Below are 18,299 nucleotides of genomic sequence, written 5' to 3' on the forward strand. Positions count from 1 at the left end.
TGGGGGCCGGTCGCCGGGGACCTGGCGCGGTGCGGAACCGCCGTCGTGTGGTCCCGGGTGGCGCCGTGGCACCCCGCCCTGACCGCCCCCTCGCGACTGCGGGCGCTGCTCGGCGACGACCGGGCGCGGTACGAGGCCCGGCACGGGGCCGACGCCGAGCGGTTCGCGGCCGGACGGCTGCTGCTCAAGTACGCGGCGGCGCGGGCCCTGCGGGTGGAGCCGGACGGCCTCGAACTGGCCTACGGGCTCACCGGCCGCCCCGTCGTGCGCGGCAGGCCCGGGGTCGCGCTGAGCCTCAGCCACACCGGTGACGTGCTGTGCGTCGCGGTCACCGTCCTCGGCTGCGTCGGCGTCGACGTGGAGAGCGCGGGCCGGCGGCTGTACGGCACGGGCCTGGAGCCCCGGATGTGCGCACCCGCCGAACGAGACGCGCTCGCCCGGCTGCCGGAGGCGGAGCGCGACGCCCGGCTGCTGCGGCTCTGGGTGCTCAAGGAGGCGTACACCAAGGCCTTGGCCCAGGGGCGGTTGCTGCCCTTCACGTCGTTCGGATTCGTCCCGGAGGAGGGTGGGGGTGGGGGAGAAGCCGTGCTGCTCCGGGACGACGGCACCCCCGTCGCCGACCCGGCCTGGCGGTTCACGGCGCTGCCGCTGGACGGCACCCACCTCGTGGGTCTCGCGGTGCGCGACACACGGGAAAGGGGGAACGCCGGGGATGCGGAGTGTTCAGATCCGCTCGATCGGTTGTCGAGGAAGTCGGCTGAGAATCTTCTGGTAAGTGACTCGACAGAGCTTGTAGGGAAGGGACTTCCACCATGGCCCGGCTGACGCTTGACACCCTGTTGCAGATCCTCCGTGAGTCCGCGGGCGAGGAGGAGGGCGTGGACCTGGGGGGCGACATCCTCGACACCCCCTTCGTGGAGCTCGGGTACGACTCGCTGGCCCTGCTCCAGGCGACCGGCCGGATCGAGCGCGACCTCGGGGTCGCCCTGCCCGACGACGTCGTGGCGGAGGCGGAGACGCCGGCCCTCCTCCTCGCCCTGGTCAACGGCGCGGAGGCGGTGCCCGTCGCCGCCTGAACGAGGCGACCGAGGCAGAGGGGCGGGGCCCGGCCACCTTCCGGTGGTCGGGCCCCGCCCCTTTCGCCGTGCGTGCCGCCCGCGGACATGACCGTGCCCCGGTCACGGGGGATGAGACCGGGGCGCGGAGTCGGGACGGGTGGCGCTGGTGGTGCTGGTGGTGTGGTCAGAGCGTGGACGTCGGCGGCAGGTCGTCGCGGTCGACGTGTCGGGAGAGGATGCGCAGCGCGCCGTCCTCCCGGTTCAGTACGTCGGTGACGAGGGTGCTGGCCAGCAGGGCAGGACCGCCCTCGCGGGGCGTCGAGACCACGAGGACGTACGAGCGGGTGAGCACGGTGCCGTCCTCGCGCGGCTCGACGGTCAGCTGGGTCAGCATGTGCCGGTGCTGCACGCCCTCCGCCGTACGGGCCGCGAACATCGCGGTGACCGCCGGCAGGATGACGGCGCGCGAGACCACCGGCTCGGGGCGGGCGTTGGAGCTGAAGGAGCCGTCCACGGCGAAGCCCTCGGCCCAGGCGACCGCGTCGCCCCCGTCCCCGGCCTGGAAGTGCCGGGCGTAGAACTCCTCGACCTCGTGGCGGAGTTCGGTCTGCGCTCCGGTGACCGGGGCGTCGGACGTGACGGTCGGCATGGTGTTCCCTCCGGTGATGGGACGGTCGGCGGACGCGGTGGCCCCGTGCCGCCGTCACCAAGGTCGCCGGGGCCGCTCGAAGAGGACTCGGCCGTTTCTGAAGGGGTTCCGAAGGCGTTCTGAAGGCGTTCCGAAGGGCGGCGGGGGGTTCACACATCCTCCAGGGACGTACGAGGCCCGCCACCGACGATGGCGACCGCCCGCGCCTGATCGCGGCCTCCCGCCCCGACTGCCAAGGAGCACGCCCATGCCTCTGATCGATCTGTCCTCGCCGGTGGACGGCGAGTTCTGGGAGCCGGACACCGTGACCCACACGATCATGTCCGCCGAGGAAGGCGCCCGGCACATGGCCGAGGGCATGAAGCGGGTCTTCGGCGTCGACTTCGACACCTCGGTGCTGCCCGACGGCGAGTTCCTCACCAACGACTTCCTGACCCTCACCGCGCACACCGGCACTCATGTCGACGCCCCCGCCCACTACGGGTCGCGCGGCACGTACGGGGTGCCCCGCACCATCGACCAGATGCCGCTCGACTGGTTCCACCGCCCGGCCTTCGTCCTCGACCTGCGGGACGCGGGCACCGGCACCGTCGGCGCCGACCGGCTGCGCAAGGCGGTGGCCGAGACCGGGTACGAGCCGCAGCCGCTGGACATCGTGCTGCTCGACACCGGCGCCGCCGCCCGCGTCGGCACCCAGAGCTACTTCACCGACTTCACCGGGCTCGACGGCTCGGCCGTGCGGTACCTGCTCGACCTGGGCATCCGCGTGATCGGCACCGACGCCTTCAGCCTGGACGCCCCCTTCGGGCACATCATCAAGACCTTCCAGGAGACCGGCGACCGCGACGTGCTGTGGCCCGCGCACTTCGCCGGCCGGGAGGTCGAGTACTGCCAGATCGAGCGGCTCGCCGGCCTGGAGGCCCTGCCGCGCCCGTTCGGCTTCACCGTCAGCTGCTTCCCCGTCAAGATCGCCCGGGCCGGGGCGGGCTGGACCCGGGCGGTGGCCCACGTCCCGGAGTGAGCGGCGGCGTCGCGGGACGAGGTGCGGGGGGGGGGCCCGCGCGGGGGGGGGGGCCCCCCCCCCCCCCCCCCCCCGGGCCCGGCGCCCCCCCCCGCCGGGCGGGGGGAGGCCCCCCCCAAGGGGGGGGGCCCCCCCCCCCCCCCCGTGGCCCGCTTTTTTTTTTTTAAACCCACCCCCCGGCCCGGGGGGGGGGGGGGGGGGCGGGGGCGGGGGGGGGGGGCCCCCCCCCCCGCGCGGGCCCCCCCCCCCCACCTCGTCCGCCGTCGGGCCGGTTCAGCCCAGCGGCGGGAGGTCGTCGCGCAGCACGTCGCGGCGGCGCACCCGCCATCCGCCGTCCTCCGCGACCACCTCGTCCTCCATGACCGTGCTCAGGTACGCCTCCGGGGCGCCCTCCCGGGCCGTCTCCACCAGGAGCACGTACCCGCGGGTGGCCAGCGCCCCGTCGGCCAGCTCGGTCACGGCGAGGGAGGCCAGCAGGTGACGTCGTACGACCCCGCCGGCGCGGCGCGCCTCGCCCAGCCTGCGGGTCGCCTCGCGGATCCTCTCCCTGCCCTGGACCGGGCCGGGCAGCGCGTTGCTCCGGAAGACGGTGTCCTCGGTGAACGTGCCCGCGTACGCGTCGACGTCGTCGCCGTCGGCGGCGTGCATCTGGCGGGCGTAGAAGTCCAGGAGGGACTGGCGGCGGGCGGCGGCGGTAGCGGACACGAAGGCTCCTCGGTCGGGGCACGGGGCACGGGGCACGGGGTGCGGGGTACGGGGTGCGGGGCACGGGGCACGGGCGCGCAGGGCGCGGGGCGTCGGGTGCGTAAGGCGTGGGGACGCAGGCTGGTCCCGGCGGCTCGGCGGGCGCTCGGGCCGGCCTTGTTCACCGTCGCTCGACGGCCGCTCAAGGACGGCTGGAGAGGCTGCCGGAATCTGCCGGGATCTGCCGGGATCTGCCGGGTGAAGGGAATGGGGGAGCCGTCGTGGTCGTACAGCGTCGTGAGTTCTCGGAGGGAGCACCGGGCCTGCTGGGCGCGCTGCCGCGCGAGGCAGCCCGCCGGTCCGGGCGGCACCTCGCCGTGGAAGCCGCCGGCACCGCCCTGACCTACGCGGAGCTGGACGCGCGGGTCGACGCGATCGCCGCCCACCTCGCCGGACTGCTCGGCACCGGACGGCCCGAGGTCGTCGCGGTCTCCTCGGTCCTCGGAGCCGACTTCCCCGCCGTCTACTACGCGGTGGCCCGTGCCGGTCACATCGTCGCGCCCGTCAACCCCTTCCTCCCGCCGCCCGTCTGGCAGGGCCTCCTCGGCTCCGTCGGGGCCGCGGCCGTCGTCCTCGCGGCGGACGTACGGGACGCGGTGGGCCCGGCCCTCGCCGCGGTGCCGTCGCTGCGGGCCGTGGTGACCTTCGAGGAGCTGCCCCGGACCGCGGAGGCGGGAGCGTACGAGAGCGTCCCGGCCGGTCCCGACGACATCGCCGCGATCATGTTCACCAGCGGCAGCACCGGCCGCCCCAAGGGCGTCGCCCTGACCCACCGCAACCTGCTCACCGGCGCCCGGCAGATCGGCGCGGCGCACGGCGTCGGCGCGGACGCCGTCGTGCTCAACGCACTGCCGCTCTACCATCCGATGCACCTCAACGCCGCCGTCACGGCCGGCGCCACCCAGCTCCTCGCGGCGGGCCGGGACCCGGCCGGCGCGGTCCGGCTGGCCCGGGAGCGGCGGGCCACCCACTTCTACGCCCTGCCGTTCCAGCTGGCCGGCCTCGCCGAACACCCCGAGCCACGGGCCCTGGCCCTGCCGGACGTCCGGCTCGTCGGCACGGGCGGGCTCCCGCTGCCCCCCGCCACGGCCGACCGGCTGAGCACGTCCTTCGGCGCGCCCCTCGTCCAGGGGTACGGGCTGACGGAGACGGCGGGCCTCGCCCACTCCGCCGGTGCCGAGGGCGCCCCCGAGGGCTCGGTCGGCCCCGCCCTGCCGGAGGCCGCGACCCGGATCGTCGACCTGACCACGCGCGAGCCGGTGACGGACGGCGGGCTCGGCGAGATCGAGATCGCCGGCCCGCACGTCGCGCTCGGCTACGTCTCGCTGGACGCCCTGGGGCGGCTCGCGGTGGCGCCGGCCGCCGGGGCGGACGGCTGGTTCGCCACGGGCGACGCGGGCCGACTCTCGCCCGAGGGCGACCTGTACGTCCTCGATAGGGTCGTCGACCTCTACCACCACGCGGGCGCGCTCGTCTCGCCCGGCCGGGTGGAGCGCCGCCTCGCGGCGCACCCCGCCGTCCGCGAGTGCGCGGTGCTGGGCATGCCCGCGCCCGGGACCGAAGGCCCGCTCCTGACCACCGCGTTCGTGGTGGCACGGGACGGGGCCGAGGACGCGTGGGAGGAGCGGCTCGCCGCGGCGGACGGCCCCGAGACCGAGCGGGTGCACCGCGTGGTCCGCGTCGGCGCCCTGCCGCGACTGCCCAACGGCAAACTCGACAAGGCCGCCCTGCGCGCACTGGGCGCCCGCCCCGTGGAGTCGGCGGAGTGGGCGGAGTCGGCGGAGCCGGTGGAGGCGGCGGTGTCAGGATGACCGGCGTCCGGCCGACCGCCCCGGACCAGGACCCGGGCGCTGACCCCGTGGTCGTACGGCGGCCGGTCGGTGCGCGGTGCGACCGGGCCGATGGGTACCGGCACCGGCTCGCCGATCCGTTGCCGAGCCCCCGCGACATGCTGGCCGCCGTCGTCGCGGGGAAGCTCCGGCCGGACGACCGGTCGCAGGCCGCGCTCATCCCCGTACACCCGGAGCGGAGCGGCGGGTCCGGCTTCGATCCGGCCGGGACCTCGGCTACCTGGGTGGGGCACGCCACCTATGTCGTACGCATCGGCGGGCTCACCGTCCTCACCGACCCCGTGTGGTCCTCCGCCATCCTCGGGGCGGGCCGCAGGCTCACCCCGCCGGGAGTGGAGTGGGACGCCGTCGGGCCGGTCGACGCCGTGGTGATCAGCCACAGCCACTACGACCACCTCGACGCCCCCACGATCGACCGGCTGCCGCGGACGACACCGGTGTTCGTGCCCGCCGGGCTCGGACGGTGGTTCAGGAAGCGCGGGTTCGGCGGGGTCACCGAGCTGGACTGGTGGGAGGAGGCCGAGCTCGACGGGGTCCGGTTCGGCTGTGTCCCGGCCCGCCACTGGAGCCGCCGCGGCCCCTTCGACCTGTGCCGCACGCTCTGGTCGGGGTGGGTGCTGTCCGGCCCCGGGCACCGGGTCTACTTCGCCGGGGACACGGCGTACGGGCCGCACTTCGGGGAGATCGGAGAGGCCTTCCCCGGCATCGACCTGGCGCTGATGCCGATCGGCGCGTACGAGCCGCGCGCGCTGCTCTCGCACGCGCACGTCAGCCCGGAGGAGGCCGTGCGCGGCTGCCTCGACGCGGGCGCCGCGCGGATGGCGACGATGCACTGGGGCACGTTCGCCCTGTCGGGCGAGCCGCTGCTCGACCCGCTCGAACGGGCCCGCGCCGCCTGGCGGGAGACCGGCCGCGCGCCGGCGGACCTGTGGCCGCTGGCGGTCGGGGAGGGCCGGACGCTGCCACCGGGGCCGTAGACACCGCGCCGTACGGGAGGTGAGGGCGTCCCGTACGGCGCGTACACGTATCCGGCCACCCCGGGCCGGACGGCGGTGTCCGGCTGTCCGGGCGGTCAGCGGCCCCGGGGCACCGAGCGCCAGGAACCCGCCGCCTGCGAGCTGTGCGGCCTGCTCCAGCGCGCCGCGCTGTCGGTCCCGGTGCCCGCCGGGCGGGGCGGCTCGCGGTGCAGCGTCGCGAGCAGGGCGGCGGTCACGGCGGCGACCTCCTCCGGCGTGGGGTTGCCGTTCAGGATCCGCAGGGGGCGGACCGGCGTGGCGGTGGACTCCGCCGGGTGCGGCGGAAGCGGGAACGGGGTCGATGCGCTCATGGCGGTGGCCTCCTGCGGGGAGGGGCGGGCCCCTCGGACGGATGGATGGCTGGTGTGCGGGGCGGGCCTGGGGCCAGGTGTACGGGGCCCGGCCGGACGGCAGGTGTACGGGGTGGGGCCGGACGCCCTCTATCGGGCGGCGAGGTCCTCCAGATGCCCGGCGAAGTCCTCCGGCGAGGGCAGGGCGGCGATCGCCGAGCGCAGCCGCTGGGCGGTCGCCAGGGCCCGGCCGCCGTAGAGGAGGTCGGCGAGATGGCGGCGCAGCCGCAGGGAACTCCCGGTCTCCCGGGGCTCCTCGGCGGCGACGAGCCGGCGTCCGGCGCCGATCCGGTCCAGCCGGTCGCCCGCCGGGCGGGTGTCGGCGATCACCAGCTGCGTGACGCCGTGGGCCGCGGCCTCCAGGATCACGTCGGGGCCGCCCTCGTGGGCGACGGCCACACAGGTGGCCAGGACCGGGCCGAGCAGCTCCGGTTCCGCGAACCGGAGCTGGGCGCCGGACCGGCCGAGGGAGCCCAGGACGCCGGTCACCCGCGCCCGCTCGGCGGCGGGCACGAGGACGATCACCTCGACGTCGAGGCCGAGCGCGGCCCGGGCGACGCGGAGCAGCCGCTCGGGCTCCCAGCTCCGCGGGGAACCGGGCGGACCGGGGCGCAGACACACCCGCAGCAGGTGGTTCGGCTCGCGCAGCTCGTACGGCAACTGCCCGGCGTGGCAGGTGGGCTGGCGTACGGACAGGGCGTCCCGCTCGGCGTCCGACGCGGCGCCCCCGCGCAGCCCCGGCGGGCAGGGGTCGATGCGGACCGGCGTCGGTCCGTCGGCGCTCCGGTGGTCGAGCGGCGTCCACCGCACGACCCGCGCATGAGGACGCTCCCCGGCCGGCGTGCCGTCCTCCGCCGACACCACCAGGTCGGGGTGCCAGTCACGGCCGGGCGGCGACGTGCCGCGCAGCGCCGCGGAGAGGGGGGCGCCGGGCGGTCCTGCCGTCCGGACCTCGTGGCCCGCGGACGCGCAGGCCTGTGCGGCGGCCGTCATCGCGAGCAGGTGCGACACGGAGTGCCGCGCGGTGAACAGGACACGCATGGGTTCCCCCTCGGCCGCGCCGTGCGCTCCTCGCGCACGCTCTTGCGACCAGGGGACCCCCAGGCGGTCCAGCCTCGTTAGGGGGACGCTGGAGTCCGTACGTCAGGCGTGGTGAGAGGCCTGCCCGGCGCGCTCCCGCAGCTCCTGACCGAGGCGCCGGAGGTCGGGCGAGGGGAGCAGGCCGAAGCGCTCGTCGAGGCGGGCCGTGACCGACTCGTACACGCCGAGCGCGCCGGACACCCGGCCGGAGCGCGCCAGAGCGGTCATCAGCAGCCCGTGCAGCGCCTCGTGGTGCGGGTGCTCCTCGACCAGGGCGGACAGCTCGGGCAGCAGCCGCTCCCCGGCGCCGAGCCGCAACTCGGCGGTCAGGCACCGCTCCAGCACATCGGTACGGCTCTGCTCCAGGCGCATCGCCTCCAGGCCGAGGGCGGGACCGTCCTGGACGCCGTCGAGCGCGCGCCCCTTCCACAGGGCGAGGGCCTCCCGGAACCGGGCGGCCGCGGCCGTGTCGTCGCCGGTCTCGAAGGCCGACTGCCCCTGGGCGCACAGCCGGTCGTACGTGTGGACGTCCACCGTGCCCTCGCCGACGAGGAGGGCGTAGCTGCCGGGCCGGGTCACGAGGACGTCCCGGGCGGCGCGCGGGTCCTTGAGGGCCTGGCCGATGAAGTTGCGGAGCTGGAGCACGTACGTCTGGACCGTGATGTGCGCCTTGGGGGCGGCGGCCGCCCCCCACACCTCGTCGACGACGGCGGAGACCGGAACGGCCTGACCGGCGTGGAGGGCGAGCAGCGCCAGGATCCGGCGGGGCTTCCGAGCACTCGGGGTGATCGGTACGCCGGCGATCGCCGCGGAGAACGGGCCCAGCATGTCGATCCTCATCGGTGCCTCCTCCTCGTCGTGGGTTCCACCGTCGCACGCGGCCGTGGCGGTGGACCAGTGAGCCCGAAACAGGCCGAGGATGAACCGTGCCCGGCCACACCATGACGGATTCATGGTCCGGGTGCACGGCTCCGGTGCACGGCCCCCGGTGTTCGGCTCCGGTGTACGGCCTCCGGCGCACGGCTCCGGTGCACGGCCTCCGGCGCACGGCTCCGGTGCACGGCCCCCGGTGTACGGCTCCGGTGCACGGCCTCCCTTCACCGTCCCGGTGGAGGGATCACAGCCAGCCGGAGGTCTGCGCGATGCGGATGGCGTCCACCCGGTTGCGGGCACCGAGTTTGTAGACGACGGCGGTGAGGTAGTTCCGGACGGTGCCGGACGAGAGGTAGAGCGCGCCGGCGATCTCGTCGACGTCGTCGCCCTCGGCCGCGAGCCGCAGGACGTCCGCCTCGCGCGGGGTCAGCGGGGACTCGGCGGCGCCGAGCGCGGCGAGCATCAGCTGCGGGTCGAAGACGCGCTCGCCCTTGGCGATGGCGCGGATCGCCTCGGCGAGCCGGCCGGGCTCCGCGTCCTTCAGGAGGAAACCGCGCACCTGCGCCTCCAGGGCCCGGCGCAGATTGCCGGGCCGGCCCAGACTGGTGAGGATCAGCACCCGGGCCCCCGCGCCCCGCCGGTGCAGCGCCTCGGCCGCCGCGATGCCGTCGACACCGGGCAGTTCGATGTCGAGGACGGCCACGTCGGGCTTCAGCTCCTCGACGCGCGGCACGATATCGGTGCCGTTCTCCAGCTCGGCGACGACCTCGATGTCGGGCTCCAGGGAAATCAGTTCCACCAGAGCACGGCGCAGCATGCGCATGTCTTCGGCGATCAGGATCCTGATCAAGCTTCGTTCCACCCCCGCGGACTCCGTGGACTCCGTGCGCACGCGCACGACGACGCGCGCACTCGCACGACGGGGATGGAGCGTACTGGCTATTTTCGATCGCCGCGCGGGGGTGGGACGGCCGAATTCGAACGACGACGGAGGCGGCCGTCGGGCGGCCGCCTCCGTCGTCTTGGACTGTTCACACGATCTTCAGGAGGTACTGGGGAGTAGCCGGGGTCGGAGGGACATTCAGAGGAACAGGGGGACCGGGTTGAGATCTTCGTACGGCGTCGGGGCGGCCAGTCTGCCGAGGCTCACGGGCACGTCGTAGAGACGGCCGGGGGCGAAGCGGTCCCAGAAGTGCCGCATCCCGGGCACGATCACCTTGACCACCGGGAGCCCGACGTCGGGGCGGGTCTGGTCCAGGACGAGGAGCTCCATGCCGCGCTCGCGCACCGCCGCCCCGATCGCGGCGATGTCGTCGCGGAGGTCGGTGCGCGGTACGTACGCGAAGTCGGCGGGGCCGCGCAGCGGGGCCTGCGGATCCGGCAGCAGATAGGGGAGGGCCGCCGTGGTGGCCGACTGCCACCAGCGCAGCAGCTGTTCGTCCCGGCAGCCGTATCCGGTCCCGTCGGCCCGGACCTCGGCGACGGCCGGCATCATCTGGTTCGCCTCGGCGAGCGCGCGGCACAGCGCGACCTTCGGGTCGAAGTGCGCGCCGAAACCGAACAGGATGTCCTCGGCGGCCTTGTCGGTGCGCCGCGTGACGGCGGCGAACGTCGGGACGCCGAAGTCGGCGGTCACGTCGAGGACCCACACCTCGCGGCCGAGCGAGGCGTGCAGCTCCCGCATCCGGCCGATCCAGGGCTCGTCGAAGGCGTCGAGGTCGACGGCGGGCTGACGGGTGCGGTTGTACCACCAGAGGGCGACCGCGTCCCGCTCGACGAGTTCGAGGAACCCCTGGACGATCGCGTCCTCGGGGCTGCTCCCGGCGGCGTTGCCGTTCGAGTCGGCCCGGACGTGGCCGAGACCCGCGGTGCGCGGGGCGTCGAAGTAGAGCAGCGCGGTGGGCAGCAGCCGGTGCTCGCCGCGGGTCAGCGACCAGACGGGCGTCCAGTCGACGGGCGCGTCCTCGTCGAAGGGCTCCATGCCCTGGCGGGGGTCGTACAGCTGGCAGGCGGCGGGGTGGACGGCCCGGTCCGCGACCTCGCGCCAGCTCGCCCGTACGGTCGGCTCGTCGCCCTCGTACATCCCGGAGTGCCGCTCCAGGGACTCGCACAGGGCGCCGACGCGGGCGTCGAGTTCGGTCATGCCCTTGCCCCCGCTCTCGCTGCGCAGGTGGGAGGAGGGCCCGGTCAGGCCGCGCGGTCCCCGGGCGTGGTTGTGTCCGGCGCGGAAGGAGTTGAGCCCGGCGGGGCCCCGGGTGTCGCGCTGCACGGCCTTGACGACGCCGGTGATGGGGCTGATGAGGTGCTCGTACCGCCGCAGGGTCTGTTCGGCGGTGGCGGAGCGGTGGCCCGAGCCGGTGAGGTCGGTCTTGGGGCGGGACCGCACGGTGACGGGGGCGAGGACCCGGCGCGCCACCAGGCCGGGGTCGCCGCACCCGGGGCACTGCGGGCGGGCCCGCAGGGGGTGCACCCGGGTCGTGAGGCTGAAGGTGTCGAAGGTGAGGACGCCGTCCTGGCCGGGGTGGCGGTGCCCGCCCAGCCACTTCACGCACTCCGCGACGGCGAGCTGGTTGCCGAGGAGGAGGCTCGCGGGCGTCTCGGCCGGCGGGTGCGCCACCGGGCGGCCCAGGGCGTGGCGCAGATGGGTCTCGGCACCCCGGTGGCCCGAGAGCCGGTGGGACAGGCACTGCCAGCAGGGGCCGTCGCCGGGCCGGAACAGCGGCCCGATCCAGGGGGTGGTGCCGTGCGGTTTCGCGAGCAGCCAGGGCGTGCCCGTCGCGCGCTGTTCCGCGTCGACGGCGGCGAGCTCGGGGTCGAGGTAGTTGTCGCAGACGACCAGGGTCAGTTCGGCGGGGCCACCCGCCGCGGGGCCGCCGGCCGCCGGGCCGCCCGCGCCGCCCAGGCCGCCCAGGCCGTCCGTCAGGAGCAGGCCGGACGCGGTGCAGGCCCGCTCGGCGGACCGGGCGTCGGCGCCGCCGACCGCCCGGACCCGTACGGTCGAGAGGGATAACGGGCCGGGAGCTCCGGCCAGTTCCCAGTACGCGGCGGCCGCGGCCGCCGTGGGGGTCGCCGGCGCCGGGTCGCGGATCAGGAGATCGGCCTCGTTGAGACGGCCGATCGCCAGGGCGACGTCCCGGGGCGAGCAGTGGGGAGAGGCTTCGGCGACGAGGGACCGGAAGTCCCTGGTGCCGTCGAGGAGCGGTGCGACGACCGCGACCCGCGCGTCGTCGAAGGCGGTGATGCCCCGTTCGGAGATGACGTACGTCGCTTCGCCGGGCACGACCTCGGCCCGCAGATGCTCCTTGAACCCCATGCGCATGCGTGTGCCCCTCCCCTTGCATGTCGGACGTACGGAATCAGTGGCCGGCCGAGGACAGCGGGGCGAGGGCGGCGGCGGGCAGGGCGCGGATGCAGAGGGTGAGGAGGGTGGTGCCGTCGGAGGCTATCGAGGCGTACTCCTCCGTGACGGCGCCGAGCCCGGTGCCGGCCGGGATGACCGGGGCGGTGGCGCCCTCGTCGAGGTCGATGCCGGACTCCTTCAGGACGGCGTCCGGGTCGCTGGCGTAGCGGGCGGCGAAGGCCGGGTCCACGAAGGTGTGGAGCATGAGCTCGGCGAAGGCCAGCTCCTGCTCGATCGAGCCGATCTCAAGGGCCGTGACGACAGACTTGTTCATGGCAACTCCCGTGATGTCAGCGGTTGGTGAGGCCGTGAGGCTCGATAGGAGTAGACGAAACTTCGCGACATCTCCACAAGTGATCGCTTCACCCTCACCAACATGAGATTTTCACCACGGTCACAATTCGCTCCAGTTGGCGGATCGGACCGCGATACGGACATCCGGACGCCCATAATCCGGCCACGGAGCGACATGAAGCGGATCCGTGTGGTTATGATCCGGCCATGGGTGGCCCCGGGGGAGGGGCCGACAGGGGGCTGGATTCGATGACAGCACAGGGCACCTCTCGCCTCAGACTCACCTCGCTGCGGCCGGGTGCCATGGAACGGTCCGGTGGCAAAAGGGAGTTGTCGGCCATCAGTTCCGCCGCTCCCGCTCCCCGCATCGCCAATGTCCTGGTCGTGGTGGTCTTCCTCGGCTACCTGCTGATGCAGGCCGTCAACGTCCTCGAACTCGCTCCGGGGAGGTCGGAGCTGACCGCCTGTCTCATCATTCCGCCGGTGCTCGCAGCCCTCCAGTACGTGCACTTCGCGCCGCACCTCGCGCACCTCAGGCAGCGGCTGCACCCCTGGTCCCTGATCCTCCAGGCGCTCGTCACCTTCGTCCCGTTCGCCCTCTTCGGATGGCACTGGGGAGGCATGGCGGGCTTCCTTGCCGGATCGTTCCTCCTCCGGCTTTCGCCGGTCCTGGGCTGGGTGCTCTACGGACTCACCGTGGCCGGCGTCATGGTGATCTCGGCGACCGAACAACTGCGGCCCGTCGACATCGCCTACATGGGCGTCTCGACCGCCCTCACCGGCCTGGTCCTGTACTCCATGGCCCGGCTCGCGATGCTGGCCACCGCCATCCACGACTCGCGCGGCGAGCTCGCCCGCATGGCCGTCGCCAGGGAGCGGCTCCGGTTCGCCCGGGACCTGCACGACCTGCTCGGCTACAGCCTCTCCTCCATCACGCTGAAGAACGAGCTGATCCAGCGGCTGATCACCAGCAACCCGCAGCGCGCCTGCGAGGAGGTCACCGAGGTCCTCGTCATCTCCCGGCAGGCCCTGGCGGACGTCCGCGAAGTGGCGCGCGGCTACCGGGACATGTCGCTCCTCGTCGAGGCCGAATCCGCCGGATCGGTGCTGAAGGCGGCCGGCATCAGGGCCGAGATCGAGGTGGAGTGCACGGGGCTCTCGTCGATCGCGAACACGATCCTGGCGACCGTGCTGCGGGAGGGCGTCACCAACGTCCTCCGGCACAGCCAGCCCCGTACCTGCTCCATCACGACCAGCGCGGACCCCGAGCGGAAGGGGTTCTTCCGGCTGGAGATCGTCAACGACGGGGTGGGGCAGCGGGGGCTCGTCGACTCCGACAGCACCGGCACGGGACTCACCAACCTGGCGACCCGGGCCGCCGCCGTGGGCGGCCGGCTGCGCAGCGGCGTGGACCCCGGCGGCACCACGTTCCGGCTCGTCGTCGCCGTCCCGGCCGACGCGGCCGCCGTGAAGGACGGTTTGGCCCTCCTGACCGAGGATCCCCGAGCGGCGTGCCCCGCCGAGCCCGCTCCGGCCGAGCCCCACCCTGGAGTCCCGGCGTAGTGCCCGACCGGGCGGCAGTGGGTGTCACACGCCCTTCAACTGCCGGGCCAGCCGCCTCTCCAGGTCGCTGAGCGGCACCTCGACACAGAGCCGCTCCGGATGGCCGGGCGGCGGGCCGGGCGTCGCCGCCCGGGGCTCGGGCGCGGTGGTGGGTGTGGGTGCGGGTGTGGGTACGGGTGTGATCGGCGCCGTGCTTTTCGTGGTCGCCGTCGTGCTCGTGTCCGCGGTTCCGGTCTCCGGACCGTGTTCCTCGCGCTCCCCGTACAGGATCCGCCGCAACTGGTCCTCGGGCAGCGGCAGCCAGCAGGATCCGAAGGCCACCAGGGCCCGGTAGCAGCCCAGGGCCATCCGTACCACGTGCCCCAGGGCGCGGTTCGGCACTCCGTGCACCGCTCGACCTCCGTTCGTGGGCGGCGGCCGGGGCCGGGGGGTCCCTCGGGCCGCCGCCGTCCCCGGAGCGTCGTCCGCGCCGCTCACGTCCGGCTCGAACACGGGTGGAACGGCGGCAGACCGCCGCCGCCGCTTCAGAGGGAGTGGCCGACGGCTCCTGCGATATTCGAGCGGGCGGTGTCAGCATGCTCCCGGGGTTGTCCTGCCGTGTGACGACCGGACGGCTTGGACAGACCGATGCCAGGCCGTGGCCGCCGAGAGGAGCGAGGGATGGCCGTGCGCGACACCCGTCGGGGTCCGGTGCCCGCGAGCGGTCGGGGCCCGGTCTGGTGGAGCGGTGGGCTCGATCCCGCACGGCCGCTGGTGCTCGTCGTCGGCGGGGCCCTGGGCGGCGGCCCGGAGTGCGCCCGCCTCCTCGGCCGGCTCGTGGCCTGCGGACACGCCGTGGTCGCCGTGCGCCTGCCCCGGCCCGTGCCGTGCGCCGAGTGCACCGCCGCCTCCGTCTCCCGGCTCATCGACGGCCTCGCCCCCACCACGGACACCGGGCGCACCCGCGTCATCGGCTTCGACCTCGGCGGACGTCCCGCGCTCGCCGCCGCCGCGACCGACCCCCGGATCGACTCCGTCCATCTCGTCGGCGCCCCGGTCTCCCGCCTCTTCGAGGAGCCCGACCGGATCCTCCGTCTGCCTCCGGTGACGGTCGACGCGCTGGTGGACGCCACCGGGGCGACGGGCGGCGGGCAACTCCCGTACCTCCTCCGCGGTCTCGCGCTGCGCCCCGAGCAGCTGTACGAGATCCGGGGCCGGGTGTGGGTCGGCCACGCCTCCGACGACCCGCTCACCACGCCCCAGGACCTGGCCCTGCTCAAACTGACCCTGGAGAGTTCGGTGTTCCACGACTTCGGCCCGACCGGGGGGACGTCGCCGCACGGCGGGGCCGTGTACCGCTGGCTGGTCGACGGGGTGCGCGAGGCGGGATCGCCGGCCCGCTGACGCCCGCCGGCCGCACACGGTGCGTACGCCGGACGCGCGCCGTGCGTACTCCGGACGCACGCCGGACGCACGCCGGACGCGCGTCGTACGCCGAGGAGCCTCCGGCCGGCCCCTTCGGGTCGACTCCCGGTCAAGGCTGTCTCCAGCGTCTGTCGACAGGGTGCGAGGGATTGTCCGCCGATGCCCCCTCTGACGCCCTGGGGTGACCATGTACGAACCCGATGAACTGATCGCCGCCGCACTAGGCGCCGATCCGCAGTGGCAGCCCGACCGGCTGACGCGCACCCGCGCCCGGGTGGCCGAGATCGAAGACGGTCTCGGCGACCCGTGGAGCCCCGACAACCCCGTCGGCCTCGCCGCCGTCCTCGCCGCCGACGACTCGGGGGAGAGCTCCGTCATCGGCATCCGGCGGTTCCAGAACCTCGGCATGCCGGCCGAGACGGTGCCGGTGGACCTCGGCGGCCGGATGGCCGGCGTCGACCTCCTCGGCCTGGTCATGCGGCCGTTCTTCCGCCGCGACCCGGCCCTCGCCTTCAGCCACGGCTTCACGCCCTTCCTGGGCGCGCAGATGGTGTGGCTGAACGGCGACGCGCGCCAGCGCTCCCGGATGGCCAACGTCATCCTGCGCGGCGGCATGGTGGGCGTGGCCTGCCAGCGCTTCGAGCACGAAAGCGAGTTCCACGCCCAGGAGTTCACCGCCGCCTGGGCCGACGACGGCATGCTGCGGCTGAACGGCCGCAAGAGCGCCATCAACAACGCCCACAACGCCGAGCTGATCGTCGGCTTCGTCTCGACCGGGGACGGCGCCACCGACTACTCGATCCTGATGTTCGACCCGGCGTCCGTCCCGCCCGCGCACGTGCGGGCGCTGCCCCGGCACCGTACGACCGGGGTCCGCGGGCTCCACGCCGCCGGGCTCGAGTTCGTGAACTGCCCGCTGCCCGGCGAGTCCCTCGTCGGCACCTGGGGCGACGGGGTGGCGCTCAGTCTGCGCGCCTACCCCGCCGTGCACGCGGCCTTCCCCTCGATGGCCATCGGCCTCGCCGACACCGCGCTGCGGGCCGCCGTGCGCGCCGCCCAGGAGCGCGACCTCGGCACCCAGGGCGTGGTGGGCGACGCCTCGGCGCGCTCCGCGCTCGCCGGTACGTTCGCGGACCTGCTCATCGCCGACTGCCTCGCCCTGACGGCGGGCCGCTCCACCCATCTGATGCCCGAGCAGTGCGACGTGCTGGCCGCGGTCACCAAGTACATCGTCCCGAAGATCGTCGGCGAGGCGCTGTACGACCTGTCGGCGGTGATGGGCGACGCGTTCCACGCGGAGAGCGGGCACGACGCCGTCTTCCGCAAGCAGCTGCGCGACCTGTCGACCATCACCTTCGGGCACGTCAGCAGCGCCATCTGCCAGTCCGTCATCGCCCCCTACCTGCCGGCGCTCGCGGTCGCCGACCCGGCCGCCGCCGTCACCCCCGCCGAGCTGTTCCGCCTGGAGGCGCCGCTGCCCCCGCTCGACGGCGAGCGGCTCTCCGGCTTCGGCGGCGGCGACGGGCTCCTCGACTACCTCGGCCACGCCGCCCGCCGGCTGCCCGACGCGCTCACCGGCCACCCGCACGCCGAGCTGCTCACCGTCCTCGTGGCCGGCCTGTGCGCGGAGGCCGCCGAGATACGGCGCGAGGCCGCGGGGCTCACCGGCGACGACGACGGACTCCTCTTCGACACGCGGACCTTCCCGCTCAGCGAGCGGTACGCGCTGCTGCTCGCCGCCTCGGCCTGCGTCGGGGTCTGGCTCAACGCGGGCGCGGGACCGGACGAGTTCCTCGACGAACCCACCTGGCTCGCCCTCGCCCTGCACCGGCTGCTGCGCCGGGTCGGCCGGTCCGTACCGCCGCTGCCCCGCGAGATCGAGACCCGGCTGTGCGAGGAGGTCCTGGCGCGGGTGCGCGTGCCGCAGAGCCTCGACCTGCTGCGCACCGGACTCGCGGGATGAGCACGCGTGGGACGAACGCAGCCGTCGCCGACCGGGACTTCCCGCCCGCGCCGAGCCGCGTCGGCGGTCCGGCCGGGCCGTGGGGGAACCTGCTGCGCGACCTGGAGGGCTCCGGCTTCGGCATGGTGCACGCCTCGCTCGACGAGTGGCGCACCCAGCTGCCGCCGGAGGAGGAGCGCAGGGAGCTCCTCGGCCGGGACTGGGAGCGGTACAGCAAGCTCGCCGGCACCCACCTGAGGGAACGATTCTTCGCCACCCGCATGCTCATCCGGCACACCGCCGCCGTCGCCCTGGGCACGGAACCGTACTCCCTGGAGCTGCGGTACGGGCTCAACGGCCGCGTCCACCTCCGGGGCTACGACCAGATCGACGTGAGCCTCAGCCACACCGCCGACCTGCTCCTCTGCGGCATCACCTCCCTCGGCGTCGTCGGCATCGACACCGAACCGGCCGACCGCCGGCTCAGCGGCCAGGACGTCGAGCGGCTGATGTGCACCGAACCGGAACGCCGGAGGATCGCCCGTGCCCCGGAGGCGGAGCGCAACGGACAGCTCCTCAGCCTCTGGACGCTGAAGGAGGCCTACAGCAAGGCGCTCGGGCAGGGACTGCGCTTCCCCTTCACCGAGTTCGGCTTCCGCACGGACGACGAAGCGGGCGGCGGAGCGGAGGGCGGAGCGGGCTGCGCGGTGGGCCACGCGGTGGGCCATGCGGTGGGCCACGCGCGGCTCGAACGCGCCGACGGCACCCTCGTCGAGGACCACACCTGGCGGTTCGCCACCTGCCCGGTGCCCGGCGGCCACGTCGCCGCCGTCGCCCTCCAGGACACCCGGCGCTCCGGCCGGCCCGACACCCGGGCCAGCACCGCCCTCAACCGCCAGATCCTGGCCGCCATCAAGCGCACCAGGCTCGCCTGACCTGGATCTACCTGCACTCAAGGGGTCATCGAGTCACCCCCGTCAAGGTGGTGGAGCCGGTGGGGCCACCTCGGGATCCGGGGAGGTTTCACACCGCAGGCGCCCGGGTCGGGGCAGCCG

18 protein-coding genes are annotated in these 18,299 nt (G+C 74.6%); 9 read left to right on the forward strand and 9 right to left on the reverse strand.

Going from position 1 to position 18,299, the window contains the following annotated elements:
- Positions 1-45: 45 nt before the first annotated feature.
- Positions 46-825 (forward strand): 4'-phosphopantetheinyl transferase family protein, encoded by a 780-nt coding sequence (locus ACFWWU_RS22585; RefSeq protein WP_384147616.1) that lies wholly within the window; start codon positions 46-48, stop codon positions 823-825.
- Complete coding sequence (locus ACFWWU_RS22590) at positions 813-1,076, forward strand: acyl carrier protein (RefSeq protein ID WP_384147617.1); 264 nt, start codon at positions 813-815, stop codon at positions 1,074-1,076. The genes ACFWWU_RS22585 and ACFWWU_RS22590 overlap by 13 nt, the downstream gene beginning before the upstream one ends.
- A 166-nt stretch (positions 1,077-1,242) precedes the next feature.
- On the opposite strand, the gene ACFWWU_RS22595 is transcribed toward ACFWWU_RS22590, so the two are convergent.
- A complete protein-coding gene (locus ACFWWU_RS22595) occupies positions 1,243-1,707 on the reverse strand; it encodes a nuclear transport factor 2 family protein (protein ID WP_384147618.1) in 465 nt (154 codons plus the stop codon).
- Between the two features lie 247 nt (positions 1,708-1,954).
- On the opposite strand from ACFWWU_RS22595, the gene ACFWWU_RS22600 reads away from it, so the two are divergent.
- Positions 1,955-2,728 (forward strand): cyclase family protein, encoded by a 774-nt coding sequence (locus ACFWWU_RS22600; protein ID WP_384147619.1) that lies wholly within the window; start codon positions 1,955-1,957, stop codon positions 2,726-2,728.
- Between the two features lie 273 nt (positions 2,729-3,001).
- Here ACFWWU_RS22600 and ACFWWU_RS22605 read toward each other — a convergent pair whose 3' ends face one another.
- Complete coding sequence (locus ACFWWU_RS22605; protein ID WP_384147620.1) at positions 3,002-3,433, reverse strand: nuclear transport factor 2 family protein; 432 nt, start codon at positions 3,431-3,433, stop codon at positions 3,002-3,004.
- A gap of 260 nt (positions 3,434-3,693) precedes the next feature.
- Between ACFWWU_RS22605 and ACFWWU_RS22610 the strand changes: the two genes are divergently transcribed.
- Together ACFWWU_RS22610 and ACFWWU_RS22615 are read left to right on the forward strand one after the other, a co-directional pair.
- A complete protein-coding gene (locus ACFWWU_RS22610; protein ID WP_384147621.1) occupies positions 3,694-5,283 on the forward strand; it encodes a class I adenylate-forming enzyme family protein in 1,590 nt (529 codons plus the stop codon).
- On the forward strand, positions 5,280-6,299 hold the full coding sequence (locus ACFWWU_RS22615) for an MBL fold metallo-hydrolase (RefSeq protein ID WP_384147622.1): 1,020 nt from the start codon (positions 5,280-5,282) through the stop codon (positions 6,297-6,299). Before ACFWWU_RS22610 ends, ACFWWU_RS22615 begins: the two co-directional genes overlap by 4 nt.
- Positions 6,300-6,394: 95 nt before the next feature.
- On the opposite strand, the gene ACFWWU_RS22620 is transcribed toward ACFWWU_RS22615, so the two are convergent.
- From ACFWWU_RS22620 to ACFWWU_RS22645, 6 genes are all read right to left on the reverse strand, one after another.
- Positions 6,395-6,649, reverse strand: coding sequence for an acyl-CoA carboxylase epsilon subunit (locus ACFWWU_RS22620; protein WP_384147623.1), 255 nt, complete (start codon positions 6,647-6,649; stop codon positions 6,395-6,397).
- Between the two features lie 129 nt (positions 6,650-6,778).
- Positions 6,779-7,729: a nucleotide disphospho-sugar-binding domain-containing protein gene (locus ACFWWU_RS22625; protein ID WP_384147624.1), complete on the reverse strand. Its 951-nt coding sequence runs from the start codon at positions 7,727-7,729 to the stop codon at positions 6,779-6,781.
- 102 nt (positions 7,730-7,831) lie between these two features.
- Positions 7,832-8,608 carry a BTAD domain-containing putative transcriptional regulator gene (locus ACFWWU_RS22630; protein WP_384147625.1) on the reverse strand — a complete coding sequence of 259 codons (777 nt, stop codon included), beginning with the start codon at positions 8,606-8,608 and terminating at the stop codon, positions 7,832-7,834.
- Between the two features lie 277 nt (positions 8,609-8,885).
- Positions 8,886-9,491, reverse strand: coding sequence for a DNA-binding response regulator (locus ACFWWU_RS22635; protein ID WP_384147626.1), 606 nt, complete (start codon positions 9,489-9,491; stop codon positions 8,886-8,888).
- 231 nt (positions 9,492-9,722) lie between these two features.
- Complete coding sequence (locus ACFWWU_RS22640; RefSeq protein ID WP_384147627.1) at positions 9,723-11,960, reverse strand: TOMM precursor leader peptide-binding protein; 2,238 nt, start codon at positions 11,958-11,960, stop codon at positions 9,723-9,725.
- 37 nt (positions 11,961-11,997) lie between these two features.
- A complete protein-coding gene (locus ACFWWU_RS22645; RefSeq protein WP_384147628.1) occupies positions 11,998-12,315 on the reverse strand; it encodes a hypothetical protein in 318 nt (105 codons plus the stop codon).
- A 350-nt stretch (positions 12,316-12,665) separates the two neighbouring features.
- Here ACFWWU_RS22645 and ACFWWU_RS22650 point away from each other — a divergent pair, with 350 nt between their 5' ends.
- Entirely contained in the window at positions 12,666-13,898 is a 1,233-nt protein-coding gene (locus ACFWWU_RS22650) for a sensor histidine kinase (protein WP_384147629.1), read from the forward strand.
- Positions 13,899-13,922: 24 nt separating this feature from the next.
- On the opposite strand, the gene ACFWWU_RS22655 is transcribed toward ACFWWU_RS22650, so the two are convergent.
- Entirely contained in the window at positions 13,923-14,288 is a 366-nt protein-coding gene (locus tag ACFWWU_RS22655; protein WP_384147630.1) for a DUF6059 family protein, read from the reverse strand.
- A 270-nt stretch (positions 14,289-14,558) separates the two neighbouring features.
- Between ACFWWU_RS22655 and ACFWWU_RS22660 the strand changes: the two genes are divergently transcribed.
- The 3 genes from ACFWWU_RS22660 (at position 14,559) to ACFWWU_RS22670 (ending at position 18,179) form a co-directional block, all read left to right on the forward strand.
- Entirely contained in the window at positions 14,559-15,281 is a 723-nt protein-coding gene (locus ACFWWU_RS22660; protein ID WP_384147631.1) for an alpha/beta fold hydrolase, read from the forward strand.
- Positions 15,282-15,489: 208 nt separating this feature from the next.
- On the forward strand, positions 15,490-17,265 hold the full coding sequence (locus ACFWWU_RS22665; protein WP_384147632.1) for an acyl-CoA dehydrogenase: 1,776 nt from the start codon (positions 15,490-15,492) through the stop codon (positions 17,263-17,265).
- A complete protein-coding gene (locus ACFWWU_RS22670; RefSeq protein WP_384147633.1) occupies positions 17,262-18,179 on the forward strand; it encodes a 4'-phosphopantetheinyl transferase family protein in 918 nt (305 codons plus the stop codon). The genes ACFWWU_RS22665 and ACFWWU_RS22670 overlap by 4 nt, the downstream gene beginning before the upstream one ends.
- The last annotated feature ends 120 nt before the right edge of the window (positions 18,180-18,299 follow it).

The organism is Streptomyces sp. NPDC058650, assembly GCF_042717315.1.
Taxonomy (GTDB): domain Bacteria; phylum Actinomycetota; class Actinomycetes; order Streptomycetales; family Streptomycetaceae; genus Streptomyces.